The 16,797-nt window shown below is 62.6% G+C and carries 13 protein-coding genes; 7 read left to right on the top strand and 6 right to left on the bottom strand.

Annotation, left to right across the window (positions count from 1 at the left end; translation table 11 throughout):
• The first annotated feature begins 18 nt into the window (after positions 1-18).
• From EWM63_RS18455 to EWM63_RS18445, 3 genes are all read left to right on the top strand, one after another.
• On the top strand, positions 19-198 hold the full coding sequence (locus EWM63_RS18455) for a hypothetical protein (RefSeq protein ID WP_130187842.1): 180 nt from the start codon (positions 19-21) through the stop codon (positions 196-198).
• A 215-nt stretch (positions 199-413) separates the two neighbouring features.
• Positions 414-1,736 carry a GH1 family beta-glucosidase gene (locus tag EWM63_RS18450; protein ID WP_130187841.1) on the top strand — a complete coding sequence of 441 codons (1,323 nt, stop codon included), beginning with the start codon at positions 414-416 and terminating at the stop codon, positions 1,734-1,736.
• 231 nt (positions 1,737-1,967) lie between these two features.
• The gene (locus tag EWM63_RS18445; protein WP_229487965.1) at positions 1,968-3,203 is read left to right on the top strand and encodes an MFS transporter; all 1,236 of its coding nucleotides are present in this window, start codon (positions 1,968-1,970) and stop codon (positions 3,201-3,203) included.
• 22 nt (positions 3,204-3,225) lie between these two features.
• Here the strand turns inward: EWM63_RS18445 and EWM63_RS18440 are convergent, their stop codons facing one another.
• The 5 genes from EWM63_RS18440 to aceE all read right to left on the bottom strand — a co-directional run bounded on the left by EWM63_RS18440 (position 3,226) and on the right by aceE (position 10,773).
• Positions 3,226-3,933, bottom strand: a complete 708-nt coding sequence (locus tag EWM63_RS18440) for a hypothetical protein (RefSeq protein ID WP_130187839.1) — start codon at positions 3,931-3,933, stop codon at positions 3,226-3,228.
• Positions 3,934-4,048: 115 nt separating this feature from the next.
• Positions 4,049-4,357 carry a DUF1272 domain-containing protein gene (locus EWM63_RS18435; RefSeq protein WP_130187838.1) on the bottom strand — a complete coding sequence of 103 codons (309 nt, stop codon included), beginning with the start codon at positions 4,355-4,357 and terminating at the stop codon, positions 4,049-4,051.
• Positions 4,358-4,528: 171 nt separating this feature from the next.
• Entirely contained in the window at positions 4,529-6,379 is a 1,851-nt protein-coding gene (gene lpdA, locus EWM63_RS18430; RefSeq protein ID WP_130187837.1) for a dihydrolipoyl dehydrogenase, read from the bottom strand.
• A 12-nt stretch (positions 6,380-6,391) separates the two neighbouring features.
• Entirely contained in the window at positions 6,392-8,056 is a 1,665-nt protein-coding gene (gene aceF, locus EWM63_RS18425; RefSeq protein ID WP_130187836.1) for a dihydrolipoyllysine-residue acetyltransferase, read from the bottom strand.
• A gap of 20 nt (positions 8,057-8,076) precedes the next feature.
• Entirely contained in the window at positions 8,077-10,773 is a 2,697-nt protein-coding gene (gene aceE / locus EWM63_RS18420) for a pyruvate dehydrogenase (acetyl-transferring), homodimeric type (RefSeq protein WP_130187835.1), read from the bottom strand.
• A 395-nt stretch (positions 10,774-11,168) separates the two neighbouring features.
• On the opposite strand from aceE, the gene folD reads away from it, so the two are divergent.
• Positions 11,169-12,014, top strand: a complete 846-nt coding sequence (gene folD / locus EWM63_RS18415) for a bifunctional methylenetetrahydrofolate dehydrogenase/methenyltetrahydrofolate cyclohydrolase FolD (protein WP_130187834.1) — start codon at positions 11,169-11,171, stop codon at positions 12,012-12,014.
• Positions 12,015-12,042: 28 nt separating this feature from the next.
• Entirely contained in the window at positions 12,043-14,121 is a 2,079-nt protein-coding gene (locus EWM63_RS18410; protein WP_130187833.1) for a M3 family metallopeptidase, read from the top strand.
• Between the two features lie 377 nt (positions 14,122-14,498).
• On the opposite strand, the gene EWM63_RS18405 is transcribed toward EWM63_RS18410, so the two are convergent.
• Complete coding sequence (locus EWM63_RS18405; RefSeq protein WP_130187832.1) at positions 14,499-15,518, bottom strand: IS110 family RNA-guided transposase; 1,020 nt, start codon at positions 15,516-15,518, stop codon at positions 14,499-14,501.
• A 197-nt stretch (positions 15,519-15,715) separates the two neighbouring features.
• Between EWM63_RS18405 and EWM63_RS18400 the strand changes: the two genes are divergently transcribed.
• Entirely contained in the window at positions 15,716-16,159 is a 444-nt protein-coding gene (locus EWM63_RS18400; RefSeq protein WP_130187831.1) for a DNA polymerase III subunit chi, read from the top strand.
• 22 nt (positions 16,160-16,181) lie between these two features.
• Positions 16,182-16,697, top strand: coding sequence for a hypothetical protein (locus tag EWM63_RS18395; protein WP_130187830.1), 516 nt, complete (start codon positions 16,182-16,184; stop codon positions 16,695-16,697).
• The last annotated feature ends 100 nt before the right edge of the window (positions 16,698-16,797 follow it).

Below are 16,797 nucleotides of genomic sequence, written 5' to 3'. Positions count from 1 at the left end.
AATTTGCAGGGAGGCTGTATGAGCAAGATTGACAGGCTGGAATGGACACAGAAAGTGGCTGCGCTGAACGAACGCATCCGTGGTTTCCAGGCAAATCCCAGCGAGGAACAACTCGAGTTGGCCATCAACGAATTGCGTGACTATGCCGCGGCCGCCAGTGCCGGCATGGAAATCCCGCCGCGCTTCATCGCCAGCTAAGCAGACCCAGCCAGCGCACCGAAACCCGGGACAGTCCCTGTTTTTAAGGAAATTTCTTGAAAACAGGGGTCTGTCCCGGGTTTTTTTATTGCTAAAAAACAGTGGGGAGTGCGGATTTTTCGTAATTGACACGGCATCGGCCTTGCGGTCTAATGTCCAGCACTGCATGAAATCGTTTTCATGGATTTTCCCCTACTCTTCCAGCAGACAAGACAATGACCGACACACTGCAATTTCCGCCTTCGTTCACGTGGGGCGTGGCCACCAGCTCGTTCCAGATCGAAGGTGCCGCCGCTACCGATGGCAAGGGCCCTTCCATCTGGGATACGTTCAGCCACACGCCTGGCAAAGTGATCGACGGCAGCAATGGTGACGTGGCCTGCGACCACTATCATCGCTATGCGGAAGATGTCGGCCTGATGGCGGACCTGCACGTGGATGCCTACCGCTTTTCGATGGCCTGGGCACGCGTGCAACCTGCCGGCAAGGGCGCCTGGAACGAAGCCGGCTTTGCCTTCTATGAACGCCTGCTGGACGAGCTGGACAAGAAAAACATCGCCGCCCACGTCACGCTGTACCACTGGGACCTGCCACAAGGCCTGCAGGATGAAGGCGGCTGGCTGAACCGCGATACCGCCTACCACTTCGCCGAGTATGCCGCCGAAGTGGCACGCCGCTTCGGCAATCGCGTGAAAACGATTGCAACGCACAACGAGCCATGGTGTACGGCGAACCTGGGTTATGGCAATGCACAGTTCGCGCCGGGCGTGGCGGATGTGAAGCAGTCGGTACAGGTATCGCACCATCTGCTGCTGTCGCACGGCCTGGCCATGACGGCCATGCGCGCCGTCGGCGGCTCCGCCCAGCTGGGCATCGTGCTGAACCAGTGGACCGCCGACGCGGCCACCGACAGCCAGGCCGACCGTGACCTGGCCCAGTGGGAATACGCCCGCTCGGTGCAATGGTTCATGGACCCGATCTTCAAGGGCCACTATCCGGACTACGCGCTGCGTGGCCACGGCGCCAACGCGCCGGAAGTGCAGGAAGGCGACTTCGACATCATCCGCCAGCCGATCGATTTCCTCGGCGTGAACTATTACTTCCGCTCGTTCTGCAGCGCCGAGACGCCACCGCGCCAGGCGCCGGCCGCGCTGGGTACCACGGACATGGGCTGGGAAATCTATCCGCAGGGCCTGACGGAACTGCTGGTGAAGCTGAAGGGCGAATACGACCTGCCGCCGATCTATATCACCGAGAACGGCATGGCCAATCCGGATCACCAGGTGGTCGAAGGCCGCGTGGCCGACGCCAAGCGCATCGATTACGTGGAGCGCCACCTGGCCGCATTGAAGGAGGCGATGGACGCGGGCGTGGACGTGCAAGGCTATTTCCTGTGGAGCCTGCTGGACAACTTCGAATGGAATTCCGGCTACGCCAAGCGTTTCGGCATCATCCACGTGGATTACGCCACCCAGAAACGCACGCCGAAGGACAGTGCGCTGTGGTACCGCGAATTCATCGACATGCAACGCCGCTGATGGTCGAAGAAGCGCCAACAAGCAGCATTGTTGGCGCTATCATGATGAGCACAGCGTAACGGGCACAGCGGCAACATAGCCCGCGCCTCTCACCAGACGACCAAGACAGGAGACGACATGAACACGAAAGCCGCCACGCCGGGCGCCCTGCCCGGCAATGGCACGACGGGCACCACCGGCGCCGCGCCGCGCGTGAGCCCGCTGCTGTGGGTACCGACCGGCTACTTCACGATGGCGCTCGCCTACGTCATGCTTACCAGCGTGACGGCAATCATGTTCAAGAACCTGGGCATGGACAACGGCAAGGCGGCCGAGTATGCGAGCTATCTGATCCTGGCCTACACGATCAAGCCGCTGTTCGCGCCGTTCGTGGAAATGTACCGCACCAAGAAGTTCTTTGTGCTGTGCGCGCAGCTCACCATCGGTGTCGGCTTCGGCCTGGTGGCGCTGGCGATGTCCCTGCCCGGCTACATGGCGATCATGGTCGGCCTGTTCATCCTGCTGTCGTTCATCGGCGCCACGCAAGACATCGCCTGCGACGGCGTGTATGTGACGGCGCTCGACACGCGCACGCAGTCGCTGTACTGCGGCATCCAGAGCCTGTCGTGGAACGTCGGCCCGATCGTCGCTTCCGGCGGCATGGTCTACCTGTCCGGCTGGCTGCACGTGAATGTGTTCGGCCACGACCCGAAGGTCTTCGGCGAAGCCTGGATCGACAGCTGGCGCATCGTGTTCTTCATCGTGGCTGGCATCACGCTGGTGATGTCCGCATGGCACCTGCGCACGATGCCGGAAGGTTCCAGGGCGGAAAACGCGCCCGCGTCGATCGGGCAGGCCTTGACCATCCTGTGGGACTCGTTCGTCACGTTCTTCCAGAAGCGCGACGTGTGGCTGATGGTGGGCTTTGCCTTCCTGTTCCGCCTCTCCATCGGCCTGCTGGAAAAGATCGGCCCGTTCTTCATGGTCGACCCGGTTGCCAAGGGCGGCCTCGGACTGTCCAACGAACTGCTGGGCATCGTCTACGGCACCTACGGGCTGGTGGCGGTGCTGGTCGGCTCGCTGCTGGGCGGCTTCTTCGTGGCCAAGCGCGGCCTGAAACCCACGCTGTTCCTGCTGTGCTGCGCCGTCAATATCCCGAACGTGACGTTCCTGCTGATGGCGATGTACCAGCCCACGAGCCTGGTCGCGATCAGCGCCGGCGTGGCGATCGAAAAATTCTTCTACGGCTTTGGTTCCGTGGGCTTCATGATCTACCTGATGCAGCAGCTGGCACCGGGCAAGTATTCGACCACGCACTATGCGTTCGGTACCGGCCTGATGGGGCTGTGCATGATGGTGACGGGCGCCGTCTCCGGCCACCTGCAGGAATGGATGGGGTATGTGAATTACTTCTGGTTCGTGATGGCCGCCACGATTCCCTCGTTCCTCGTGACGTGGTTCGCGCCGTTCCATCACAAGGAAGCGTAATGCCCTTCACCTCGCTTTTCCGTCAATTCCTGCGGAAATGCGAGGTCAGCAGCTTGTAGTCTTCCGGCGCTTCGAACAGCGCCGGATCCGGTTCACTCCTGTCGAGCTCCGACAGTTCGATGGTCGACTCGCCGAAGCGCGGGTCGCTGTGCTTGCGGTACAGCGCCAGTTTCAGCTCTTCCGCATACCAGACTTCACTGGTCACCTCGATGTCCTCACCGTCCCGGCCTGCCGGATGGCGCGTGATGCGGCCCGTTGCCGTCACCCCTTCGATGTCGCGCTGGCCCAACTGCTCCACGGCGGCAGCGCGAGCCCGGCCTGCCGGGCTGGCAGGCGCCTGGCCCGCTTCCCTGTCGAGCGCAGGCGCTTGCCGGCCAGCCCCGCCACCGGAAATCAGTTCATTCTTGTGATCGAGGAAGATCGTCGCGCCATCGGCGCCGGTGATGACCGAGTGATCGAGCTCGCCGTCGCCGTCGAGCGTGTCACGACGCGTCCTGCCGGCACTGTCACGGTACAGCCGCGTGACCGTCTGCCGGGTGAATTCATCGCCGTCCGCCAGCAGGCGACGGATCGTCACCGTCTGGATGGCGCTGTACGGCCGCTCGATGACCAGCGAACCGCTGGCCTGCCGGGTATTCTGGACAGCAGGCGCCGCGGCGGTGTCGTTGGCTGCCGACGTCGGGGCCGATACAAAAGCGGCCAGCAGCACCATCAGGAAGCGCTTGTTCATACGTGCCTTGCCTTTCGGTATGAATGACAGCATGCGATGAAGTACGACCTGTCATGCTACACCCGGCACCGTCGATAGCACGCACCAATGGTTTGGCGCTGCGGCGTCTCGCCGGCTACCGCCCTGCCGGTGGAATATCCCGGATCGCCGCTGCGAACGCGGCATGCGCGGCAGGATCGACAGGCCGGTGCTTCGGCGCCACGCGGGCCGGATCCTTGCCGAGGTAATTGTCGTTCTTCCAGTTGCATGCCGGTCGCATGGGCCGTGGCACGAACCCGCCACCACAGTTCGGGCAGACGTTCTGCAGCAGGCCATCCACACACTCGGCGCAGAACGTGCATTCATAGGAGCAGATACGCGCATCGTCCGCATGCGGCGGCAGCGCCTTGTCGCAGTGTTCGCAAGTGGGTCTTAGTTCAAGCATGGCCGACGCCTTTCAACCAGTAAGCTCATGGAAATATTTCCTGAAATCGGGGACTGTCCCCATTTTCAGGAAATATTTCCAAAAAACGGGGACTGTCCCCGAATTCTGGAAACAGAAATCGTTGTGAAAACGCCACCCGAAGGTGGCGTTGCGGTGCTGCGGAGGGAACGATCAGCGCTTGCGCACCGGCGGCAGGTCGGTGCAGACGCCTTCGTACACTTCGGCGGCCATGCCGATCGACTCGCCCAGCGTGGGGTGCGGGTGGATCGTCTTGCCGATGTCGGTGCCGTCGGCGCCCATTTCGATGGCCAGCGCGATTTCGCCGATCATGTCGCCGGCATGCGTGCCGACGATGGTGCCGCCCACGATGCGGTGCGTTTCAGCGTCGAACAGCACTTTCGTGAAGCCTTCGTCGCGGCCGTTGGCCACGGCGCGGCCCGAGGCGGCCCACGGGAAGTGGCCCTTCTCGACCTTGATGCCCTTGGCCTTCGCTTCGTCTTCCGTCAGGCCCACCCACGCCACTTCCGGATCGGTGTAGGCGACGGACGGGATCACGGTGGCGTCGAAGTGCGACTTCTGGCCCACGGCCGCTTCGGCGGCCACGTGGCCTTCGTGCACGGCCTTGTGCGCCAGCATCGGCTGGCCCACCAGGTCGCCGATGGCGAAGATGTGCGGCACATTGGTGCGCATCTGGCTGTCGACGTTGATGAAGCCGCGGTCGGTCACCTGCACGCCGGCCTTGTCGGCGGCGATCTTCTTGCCGTTCGGGCTGCGGCCCACGGCCACGAGGACCATGTCGTAGATCTGCGGTGCCGGTGCGGTGGCACCGGCTTCGGCTGCCTCGAACGTGACCTTGATACCTTCCGGCAGCGCTTCCACGCCCACGGTCTTCGTCTTGGTCATGATGTTGTCGAAGCGGTGCGCGTTGTACTTCTGCCAGACCTTCACGGCATCGCGGTCGGCGCCCTGCATCAGGCCATCCATCATCTCGACCACGTCGATGCGCGCGCCGAACGTGGAATACACGGTGGCCATTTCCAGGCCGATGATGCCGCCGCCGATCACCAGCATGCGCTTCGGCATGAAGCGCAGTTCCAGCGCGCCGGTCGAATCGACGATGCGCGGATCTTCCGGCACGAACGGCAGCTTGACGACAGCGGAACCGGCCGCGATGATCGCCTGCTTGAACTGCACGACCTTCTTGACGCCGTCGGCGCCGGTGACTTCGATGTGGTTCGGGCTGACGAACTGCCCCACGCCCTGCACCACCTGCACCTTGCGTGCCTTGGCCATGCCGGACAGGCCGCCGGTCATCTTCGAGATCACGCCTTCCTTGTATGCACGCACTTCGTCGATGTCCACTTCGGGCCTGGCGAACTTCACGCCATGCTTGCCCATGTGCGACGTTTCATCGATCACGGAAGCCAGGTGCAGCAGCGCCTTGGACGGAATGCAGCCCACGTTCAGGCACACGCCGCCCAGCGTTGCATAGCGCTCGACGATCACGGTGTTCTGGCCCAGGTCGGCGGCGCGGAACGCGGCCGAGTAACCGCCGGGGCCGCCGCCCAGCACCATCATGTCGCACTGGATGTCGACATTGCCGGTGTACGAACCGGCTGCCGGCGCGGGGCCGGAAGCTGGAGCGGAAGCCGGCGCCGCCACGGCGGGGCCGCCATACACAGGCGCGGCCTGCCCTGGCGCTTCACCCTTTTCCTCGGGCTTGGCAACCGGCGAGGCCGGAACGCCAGCCGGGGCCGGAGCCGGCGCGGCAGCCGAGGCGCCCGCCGATTCTTCCAGCAACAGCAGCAGCGAGCCTTCGGATACCTTGTCGCCCACCTTGATCTTCAGTTCCTTGATCACGCCTGCGTGCGTGGCCGGGATCTCCATGGAAGCCTTGTCCGACTCCACGGTGGCGATCGACTGGTCGACCTTGATCGTATCGCCCACCTTGACGATCAGTTCGATGACTTCGACTTCCTTGAAGTCGCCGATGTTCGGTACTTTTACCTCAACAATACTCATGTGGCGGGCTCCTTACAGCAGCACTTTGCGCATGTCGCCCAGCACTTCTGCCAGGTAGACTGCGAAGCGGGCACCGGAAGCGCCGTCGACCACGCGGTGGTCGTACGACAGCGACAGCGTCATCATCAGGCGCGGCACGAACTGCTTGCCGTCCCACACCGGCTTCATCGAAGCCTTCGACAGGCCGAGGATCGCCACTTCCGGCGCATTCACGATCGGCGTGAAGTGCGAGCCGCCGATGCCGCCCAGCGACGAGATCGTGAACGTGGCACCCTGCATGTCGGCCGGTTTCAGCTTGCCTTCGCGCGCCGCCAGCGACAGTTCCGTCATTTCGCGGGCGATCTGCGACACGCTCTTCTGGTCGGCATTCTTCACCACCGGCACCACCAGGCCTTGCGGCGTATCGGCGGCAAAGCCGATGTTGTAGTACTTCTTCAGAATCAGGTTCTCGCCCTTCGCGTCCAGCGAAGAGTTGAAGGCCGGGTATTTCTTCAGCGCCGCGGCCGATGCCTTGATGACGAAGGCCAGCATCGTCAGCTTGGCGGCATCCTTGTTCTTTGCGTTGGCGTTGTTGGTCTCGACACGGAACGCTTCCAGGTCGGTGATGTCCGCATCCTCGAACTGCGTCACGTGCGGGATCATCACCCAGTTGCGGTGCAGGTTCGGGCCGGAGATCTTCTTGATGCGCGGCAGCGGCTGCAGTTCCGTCTCGCCGAACTTGGAGAAGTCCAGCGACGGCCATGGCAGCAGGTTCATGCCTGCGCCGCCACCCGCAGCGGCTGGCGCGGCGGTCGGAGCGGCCGACGCGCCAGCGATCACACCTTTTACATAGTTCTGCACGTCCTGCTGGGTGATGCGGCCTTTCTGGCCGGTGCCAGGCACCTTCGACACGTCCACGCCCAGTTCGCGGGCGAACTTGCGCACGGATGGCGATGCGTGGGCCAGCTTGCCGGAAACGGCTGGCGCAGCCGGCGCGGCAGCGGCAGGCGCCGGAGCCGGCGACGCGGCAGGTGCCGGTGCCGGTGCGGAAGCCGCGGCTGCAGGAGCAGCAGCAGGCGCCGGAGCAGCGGTAGCAGGGGCAGGAGCGGCAGCGCCACCGCCGGTCGATTCAACGACCAGCACCAGCGAACCTTCGGCCACCTTGTTGCCGACCTTGACCTTGATCTCTTTGACCACGCCGTCGTGCGACGACGGGATTTCCATCGATGCCTTGTCCGACTCGACGGTGATCAGCGACTGATCCTTCTTGATCGTGTCGCCGACCTTGACCATCACTTCGATGACTTCCACTTCCTTGAAGTCGCCGATGTCCGGCACTTTCACGTCCACCGGGCCGGCAGCGGCTGCCGGAGCAGCGGCAGGTGCCGGGGCCGGGGCAGCCGCAGCGGCCGGAGCCGGTGCGGGCGCCGCGGCGGCCGGAGCCGGGGCGGCGGCAGCACCTTCACCTTCGACCAGCAACAGCAGCGAACCCTCGGCGACCTTGTCGCCGACCTTGACCTTGATTTCCTTGATGACCCCGGCCGACGACGATGGAATCTCCATCGACGCCTTGTCCGATTCGACGGTGACCAGCGACTGGTCGACCTTGATCGTGTCGCCGACCTTCACCATCAGCTCGATGATCTCGACTTCTTTGAAATCACCGATATCCGGGACTTTGACTTCCACAATGCTCATAGCGTTTGCTCCGTATTTCGTTATTGGGTCACCGGATTTGGCTTGTTCGGGTTCAGGCCATATTTCACGACAGCCTGTTCCACCACGGAGATGTCGATCTTGCCTTCGTCGGCCAGCGAGCGCAGCGCGGCAACCGTGATGTAGTAACGGTTGACCTCGAAGAACTCACGCAGTTTGGCGCGGCTGTCCGAGCGGCCGAAGCCATCGGTGCCCAGCACGCGGTAGGTGCGGTCCTTCGGCATGAACGCGCGGATCTGCTCGGCGTACAGGCGCATGTAGTCGGTCGTGGCGATGATCGGGCCCTGCGTGTCCTTCAGCAGGCCGGTCACGTACGGCACGCGTTGTTCCTTGGTCGGGTTGACGAGGTTCCAGCGCTCGGCATCCTGGCCATCGCGCGCCACCAGCGTCAGCGACGGTGCGGACCACACGTCGGCGGCAACGCCCCAATCCTTCTCGAGCAGCTCGGCGGCGAAGATCGATTCGCGCAGGATCGTGCCGGAGCCGATCAGTTGCACGCGCTGGCCGGCATTCGCGGCGCCTTCCTGCAGCAGGTACATGCCCTTCAGGATGCCCTCTTCCTGGCCAGCCTTCAGGCCTGGGTGAGCGTAGTTCTCGTTCATGATGGTGATGTAGTAGAACACGTCTTCCTGTTCCGTCACCATGCGGCGCAGGCCGTCATGGACGATCACCGCCAGTTCGTGGCCGAAGGTCGGGTCATACGGCAGGCAGTTCGGGATCGCCGCGGCGAACAGGTGGCTGTGGCCATCCTCGTGCTGCAGGCCTTCGCCGTTCAGCGTGGTACGGCCGGCGGTGCCGCCCATCATGAAGCCGCGGGCGCGCATGTCGCCAGCCGCCCAGGCCAGGTCGCCCACGCGCTGCATGCCGAACATCGAGTAGTACGTGAAGAACGGGATCATCACACGGTTGTTGGTCGAGTACGACGTGGCCGCCGCGATCCACGAGCTCATGCCGCCCGCTTCGTTGATGCCTTCCTGCAGGATCTGGCCGGCCTTGTCTTCGCGGTAATACATCACCTGGTCTTTATCGACCGGCTCGTACAGCTGACCTTGCTGGTTGAAGATGCCGATCTGGCGGAACAGGCCTTCCATGCCGAAGGTGCGGGATTCGTCGACGAGGATCGGCACCACGCGCTGGCCCAGGCTCTGGTCGCGCAGCAGGGCGGTGATGATACGGACGAACGACTGGGTCGTGGAGATCTCGCGGCCTTCCGGCGTGGGATCCAGCACGGCCTTGAAAGCTTCCAGCGGCGGCACGACCAGCGTTTCGTCGGCTTTCATGCGGCGTGCCGGCAGGTAGCCGCCCAGGGCCTTGCGGCGCTCGTGCAGGTACTTCATTTCAGGCGCGTCGTCGGACGGCTTGAAGAACGGGATCTCGGACAGCTTGTCGTCGGGAATAGGAATGTTGAAGCGGTCGCGCATTTCGCGGATGGCTTCGTCATCCAGCTTCTTGGTCTGGTGGGCGGTGTTGCGCGCCTCGCCGGACTTGCCCATGCCGTAGCCCTTGACGGTCTTCACCAGCAGCACGGTCGGCTTGCCTTGCGATTCCTGCGCGACCTTGAACGCAGCGTAGATCTTGTGCGGATCGTGGCCGCCACGGGTCAGGCGCCAGATGTCGTCGTCGCTCATGTTGGCGACCATCTCCAGCAGCTTCGGATGCTTGCCGAAGAAGTGCTTGCGCACGTAGGCGCCATCCTTGGCCTTGTAGTTCTGGTATTCGCCGTCCAGCGTTTCCATCATCACGCGCTGCAGGATGCCTTCCTTGTCCTTGGCCAGCAGCTCGTCCCAGCCCGGGCCCCAGATGACTTTCACCACGTTCCAGCCGGCGCCGCGGAACTCGCCTTCCAGTTCCTGGATGATCTTGCCGTTGCCGCGCACCGGGCCATCCAGGCGCTGCAGGTTGCAGTTGACGACGATGACCAGGTTGTCCAGCTGTTCGCGGGCGGCCATGCCGATCGCGCCCAGCGATTCCGGTTCATCCATCTCGCCGTCGCCGCAGAATGCCCACACCTTGCGGCCGTCGGTATTGGCGATGCCGCGGGCATGCAGGTACTTCAGGAAGCGCGCCTGGTAGATCGCCATCAGCGGGCCCAGGCCCATCGACACGGTCGGGAACTGCCAGAAGTCCGGCATCAGTTTCGGGTGCGGGTAGGACGACAGGCCCTTGCCGTCCACTTCCTTGCGGAAGTTGATCAGCTGTTCTTCGGTCAGGCGGCCTTCCAGGTAGGCACGCGCGTACACGCCGGGCGACGAGTGGCCCTGGATGTACAGCAGGTCGCCGCCGTGTTCTTCGCTCGCGGCTTTCCAGAAGTGGTTGAAGCCGATGCCCAGCATGTTCGCCAGCGAAGCGAACGAGGACAGGTGGCCACCCAGGTCGCCGTCGGCGCGGTTGGCGCGCACTACCATCGCCATCGCGTTCCAGCGCATCCACGAGCGCAGGCGCTCTTCGTATTCCAGGTTGCCCGGGCAGTGGGCGCCAACGTCGGCGGGGATGGTGTTCACGTAAGCGGTGTTGGCCGAGAACGGAATGTCGGCGCCGCGGCGGCGCGCCAGGTCGACCAGGCGCTCCATCAGGTACTGGGCGCGTTCCGGCCCTTCATTCTGCAATACTGCCTCGAGTGCCTCGAGCCATTCCTTGGTTTCCAGTGCGTCCGGATCGTTGGCGGTTTGGGCCGTGACCTGGTCAAGTTGAGCTGACATCTATCTAGTCTCCTGAGTGATTTGGCCCGAACCCGATGCGGAGATCGTGGCGGACGCGAGGGGTGATTATTTACCAAGACTTTTACAAAGTGCGGAGATTCTAACAGTGAATTCGGCCTTTTTCAAAATACGAAAGAGCTTTTTATAATGTGAAATCTCCCTGGGCAAAAATGCTGCAACGCCGCATAAACACGTGATTTCCAATCAGTTTTCGTGAGCAAAAAATCACTTTCCTGATCGTGTTCAAACTGAATTCGATACCACTTCTGGTAACTTCCCGAAAACGGGGGCCGCCGCCCTCTTGGTCGCGCTGGCAGTACCGGGCCACATGAAGCCCCAGCGCCAGCCGACGCGCATTTATAATGTTGGTCTTTCATCCCCACTAGCCAATCACCATGTCTGCCCAACTCATCGACGGAATCGCCCTCTCCCAAAAACTGCGCGCCGAAATCGCATCCCGCGCTGCCGCATTGACCGCCCAGGGCAAGCAGCCCGGCCTGGCCGTGATCCTGGTGGGCGAAGACCCGGCGAGCCAGGTGTATGTGCGCAACAAGGTGAAGGCCTGCGGCGACGTGGGCATCCACTCCGTGCTGGAAAAATACGATGCCGACCTGGCCGAGGCGGCACTGCTCGACCGCATTGCGGCGTTGAATGCCGATCCGGCCATCCACGGCATCCTCGTGCAGATGCCGTTGCCAAAGCACATCAATCCGCACAAGGTCATCGAGGCGATTTCCACGTCGAAGGATGTCGACGGCTACTCGGTGCTGTCCGCCGGCGAGCTGATGACCGGCCTGGAAGGCTTCCGCCCCTGCACGCCGTATGGCTGCATGAAGCTGATCGAATCGACCGGCATCGACCTGCGCGGCAAGCACGCGGTGGTGATCGGCCGCAGCAACACGGTCGGCAAGCCAATGGGCCTGCTGCTCTTGCAGGCCAACGCCACCGTCACCATCTGCCATAGCGCGACGCCGGATCTCTCCGTGTACACGAAGCAGGCGGACGTGGTCGTGGCGGCGGTGGGCCGCCGCAACACGCTGACCGCCGACATGGTGAAACCGGGCGCAATCGTGATCGATGTGGGCATGAACCGCGACGATAATGGCAAGTTGTGCGGGGACGTGGATTTTGCCGCCATCAAGGAAGTGGCCGCGCACATTACGCCGGTACCCGGCGGTGTTGGTCCAATGACGATCACAATGTTGCTGATGAATACGATCGAATCCGCCGAAAGGGGTTAAGCCTTTCGGCCAACCATAGGAATAGACGATGACGACTGACAACCCCCTGCTGGACTTTGGCGGCCTGCCGCGTTTCGACGCGATCCGGCCGGAACACGTGACGCCGGCCATCGACGAGCTGCTGGCGAAGAACCGTGACGTGGTGGCGCAGCTGGAAGCGCCCGCGGACACGGTGACGTGGCAGAACTTCGTGACGCCGCTGGAAAGCGCCACCGAGCTGCTGGGCCGGGCATGGGGCATCGTTGGTCACCTGAACAGCGTGGCCGACACGCCCGAGCTGCGTGCGGCCTATAACGAAAACCAGCCGAAGGTGACCGAGTTCTGGACCGAGCTGGGCCAGAACGAGGCGCTGTTCGCCAAGTACAAGGCACTGCAGGCGTCGCCGGAATTCGCTACGCTGACGCCGGCGCGCAAGCGCATCGTCGAGAACGCGATCCGCGACTTCCGCATGGGCGGCGCCGAGCTGCCCGCCGAGCAGAAGGAACGCTTCGCGCAAATCCAGGAAGAGCATGCCGCCACGTCGACCCGCTTCTCGGAAAACGTGCTGGACGCCACCAACGACTGGAAGCTGCTGATCGAGGACGAGGCCGAGCTGGCCGGCCTGCCGGACGACGTGAAACAGGCGGCGAAAGCCCTTGCCGAGAAAGATGGCAAACAGGGCTGGCAATTCACGCTGCACTTCCCTTCCTATTACCCGGTCCTGCAATTCGCCGACAGCCGCGCGCTGCGCGAGAAGGTGTACCGCGCCAACGCTACGAAGGCTTCCGAGCTGGGCGACGTGTTCAGCGAGCGCGAGAAGTGGGACAACAGCGCCAACATCGTCAAGCTGCTGAAGCTGCGGTCGGAAGAGGCGCAACTGCTGGGCTACAAGAACTTTGCCGAGGTATCGCTGGTGCCGAAGATGGCGCAGAGCCCCGAGCAGGTGATCGGCTTCCTCGAAGACCTGGCGAAGCGGGCCCGCCCCTATGCCGAAAAAGATCTGGAAGAGCTGCGCACGTTCGCAGCCGAATATCTGGGCCTGACCGAACTGAATGCGTGGGACCTGCCCTACGCTTCCGAAAAACTGCAGCAGCACCGCTACGCGTTCTCCGCGCAGGAAGTGAAGCAGTACTTCCCCGAGAATCAGGTGATCGACGGCCTGTTCAAGCTGGTGCAGAACCTGTTCGACGTCTCGATCCTGCCGGACGAAGCGCCGGTGTGGCACAAGGACGTGCGTTTCTATCGCATCGAGCGCGACGGCGAACTGGTGGGCCAGTTCTACCTGGACCTGTACGCGCGCCCCGGCAAGCGACCCGGCGCGTGGATGGACGATGCCCGCAGCCGCCGCGTGGAAGCGGGCCGCTTGCAGACGCCGATCGCCTACCTCACCTGCAACTTCACCGAGCCGGCCGTCATCGACGGCAAGGTGCAGCCTTCGCTGTTCACGCACGATGAAGTGATCACGCTGTTCCATGAATTCGGCCACGGCCTGCACCACATGCTGACGGTGGTCGAGGAGCTGGGCGTCTCCGGCATTGCCGGCGTGGAGTGGGATGCGGTGGAACTGCCGTCGCAGTTCATGGAAAACTTCTGCTGGGAGTGGAACGTGCTGTCGCACATGACGGCGCACGTGAAGACGGGCGAGCCGCTGCCGCGCGCGCTATACGACAAGATGCTGGCCGCGAAGAACTTCCAGTCCGGCCTGCAGACGCTGCGCCAGGTGGAGTTCTCGCTGCTGGACATGCATTTGCACTACGACTACCAGGCCGATTCAGGCAAGTCGGTGCAGGACGTGATCGACGACGTGCGCAAGCGCTTCGCGGTCATCATCCCGCCGGCGTTCAACCGCTTCCAGAACGCGTTCGGCCACATCTTCGCCGGCGGCTACGCGGCCGGCTACTACAGCTACAAGTGGGCCGAGGTGCTGTCCGCCGATGCCTACGCGGCGTTCGAGGAAGCAGCCGGCCTGGAAGGCGCCGACGAGCGCGTGGTCGATACGGGCCGCAAGTTCCTGCACGAGATCCTGTCCGTCGGCGGCTCGCGGCCGGCGCTGGAATCGTTCACGGCCTTCCGTGGCCGCGAGCCGCAGATCGACGCGCTGCTCCGGCACAGCGGCATGGCCGCTTGAATCCCGCGAGAATGTTCCATCAAAACCGGTGACAGACACCGGTTTTTTTGGAATGTTTCCCGTTAATTGGTGCCTGTCACCGTACATGGACGCCCCCGGTATGCCAAGCTTTCTTTTCATGACGGCTTTAGGTAAAGATTGCACCCGTACATTCGGACTTTGATGTGGCCGATGCCACTGTCCCTGATCGGATTTGCTGGTCGACGCCCCGGCGGTTTAACGCACTCGAAGTGCTTGGTGACAGACGGGCTTAGCCAACCACGGTCTTACCTGGTTTGCCATCACTGCTTGATCGCTTGTGCAATCGGTGGAATGTACCGGCACTGCTTCCAAAAACTGTTTGCCTCCCTTCGACAAGGGACCCTTAACCGGGTCGATTACGCGGCAGCGTAATCGGCTCGGAACTCTCTGTCATGTGCTAACAACGCCCACACTGTTCTTGCATTTTTGTTGGCCAAGGCCACGGCAGCGATATTCTTGTGTCGCCGGCTAAGTAGCGAATGAAGCCAGTCTTGCTTGATCTTGTTGGCTGCGTGCCGGATTACTGCTCGGGCGCCATGAATGAGCAACGTGCGCAGATACGTATCGCCTCGTTTGCTGATGCCAAGAAGGTTGGTTCGGCCGCCCGTTGAATGCTGTTTCGGCACCAGGCCAAGCCATGCAGCGAGCTGTCGGCCGTTGGCGAAGTGCTTGGCGTTACCGATCGCTGCCACCAATGCGCTCGCTGTAATCGGACCAATGCCCGGTATCTTCTCTAGTCGCTGAGACATCGAATTCGAGCGATGCCAATTCTGGATCTCCAGCTCGAATTGCTTAACTCGCTTGTCCAATACGTTCAAGTGATCAAGAAGTTCGAGGATGGTCTGGCGGAACGCGCCGGGCAGTTCATCCTTCGCTTCATCGAGCAATGTCGGCACCCGCTCCTTAAGCAGGGCCAGGCCCTTTGGCACGATCAATCCAAACTCCGCCAATAGCCCGCGAATCTGATTAGCCTGCGCCGTGCGCTGCTTGACGAATCCTGCCCGGGCCGTGTGGACAGCAAGGATCGCCTGCTGTTCGATATTCTTGATCGGCACGAAACGCATGCTTGGTCGTTGTACTGCTTCGCAGATCGCTTCTGCATCTGCTGCATCGTGCTTGTTGGTCTTCACGTACGGCTTGACGAACTGCGGAGCTATCAGCTTGACCGTGTGCCCCAGGCTTTGTAACTGCCGCGCCCAGTAATGCGCGCTCCCACATGCCTCCATCCCGATCAGGCACGGTGCCATGTTGGCGAAAAATTCCATTACCTTGCCACGCCTCAGCTGGATACGCTTCTCCACCTTGCCAGCCGCATTCACACCGTGGAATTGGAAAACTTCCTTTGCCAAATCAACACCGCATACCGTAATCTTCATGGTGACGCCCCCCTCTAGTTAAGTGGTTTCTCGACAACTCCACTTTGGCACATTGATGCCGTTTTAGGGTGGGGGCGTCCATCCCATTGGTTTTCGCGCCTGCTTTCACCCCAACGGCACATGCCGGGGTCAGACCTGGGTCTGACCCCAGGTTTTGCTTCTGGGTTTGCATTTCCCGCCGCGCTACAATAGCGCCCATGACCCGCATCGATTTTCACACCAACGTTCCCGACAAGATCGCCTACGCGTGCCGCCTGGTGCGCAAGGCCTACAATGCTGCAAGCACGTCGGGTGCAAAGAACCGCATCGTCGTGATGACGGAAGACAGCGACCAGCTGGCCCGCTTCGATGCGGCGCTGTGGGCCGTGTCGGATGTCGATTTCCTGCCGCACGTGCATGCGAACGACCCGCTGGCGCCGGATACGCCGATCGTGCTGGCCGACAGCGACGACGTGGAGCTGCCGCAGGCCGACCTGCTGATCAACCTGGCGCAGCGCGCGCCGGCGCAGTTCGAGGCCTTTCCCCGCCTGATCGAAGTGGTGTCCACGGAAGAGGCCGATGCAGCCGCGGGCCGCATCCGTTTCGTTGCCTACAAGCGTCAGGATTTCAAGCCGGAGCACCTCAGCGTGGGTAAATCATGAGCACGCATCACAGGCAGGCAGCATGAGCACATCAGCCCCATTCGATGCCGGCATTCCCGTACTCACCGAAGTGCTGCAGGAGGTTGCGTTGCCTGACGCCGTGCCCGCTCCCGCCCCTGCTGCCGCGTCCGCGGTGATGAAGCCGGCCGTCTGGCGCACCGGGACAGCGATAACCGCGCCTGTACCTGTCATCGAGACCGCACCGGCTCCGCACATCGACCTGGTCGTGCCTGCCGAAGCGGACGAACCGGATGAACCGCCGATCACTGTGGCGCCCATCGAACATGTCGAGCCCGTTGAGCCCATTGAGCCCGTCGAACAGGCCGCCCCCGACTTCACAGCACTCGAACACGCGATCACCGAACGCATCCTGGAGCAGCTGATGCCCCGTGTCGACGCGCTGGTGACCGAGCGCGTCGAACAGCTTCTGCGGCACCTGGCCGCCGACCTCAGGGCCGGCCTTGGCGACTCGGTCACGAAAGTGGTCAGTGCCGCCGTGCAGGACGAACTTGCCAGGCGGCGGGCACCGAAAGGGTGAGCAGGGAGTAAAAAGCGCGACCCCGGCCGGTGCATCCGCGCCCCCTGCCGGTGCATGCGGCAACAATCGGCATTTGCGCCTTTGCCAATCGAAAAATTTG

The sequence above is a fragment of the Pseudoduganella lutea genome (assembly GCF_004209755.1).
GTDB lineage: Bacteria > Pseudomonadota > Gammaproteobacteria > Burkholderiales > Burkholderiaceae_D > Rugamonas > Rugamonas lutea.
Note: the sequence above shows the minus strand (reverse complement) of the source record. Positions and strands in the feature narration are given on the sequence as shown.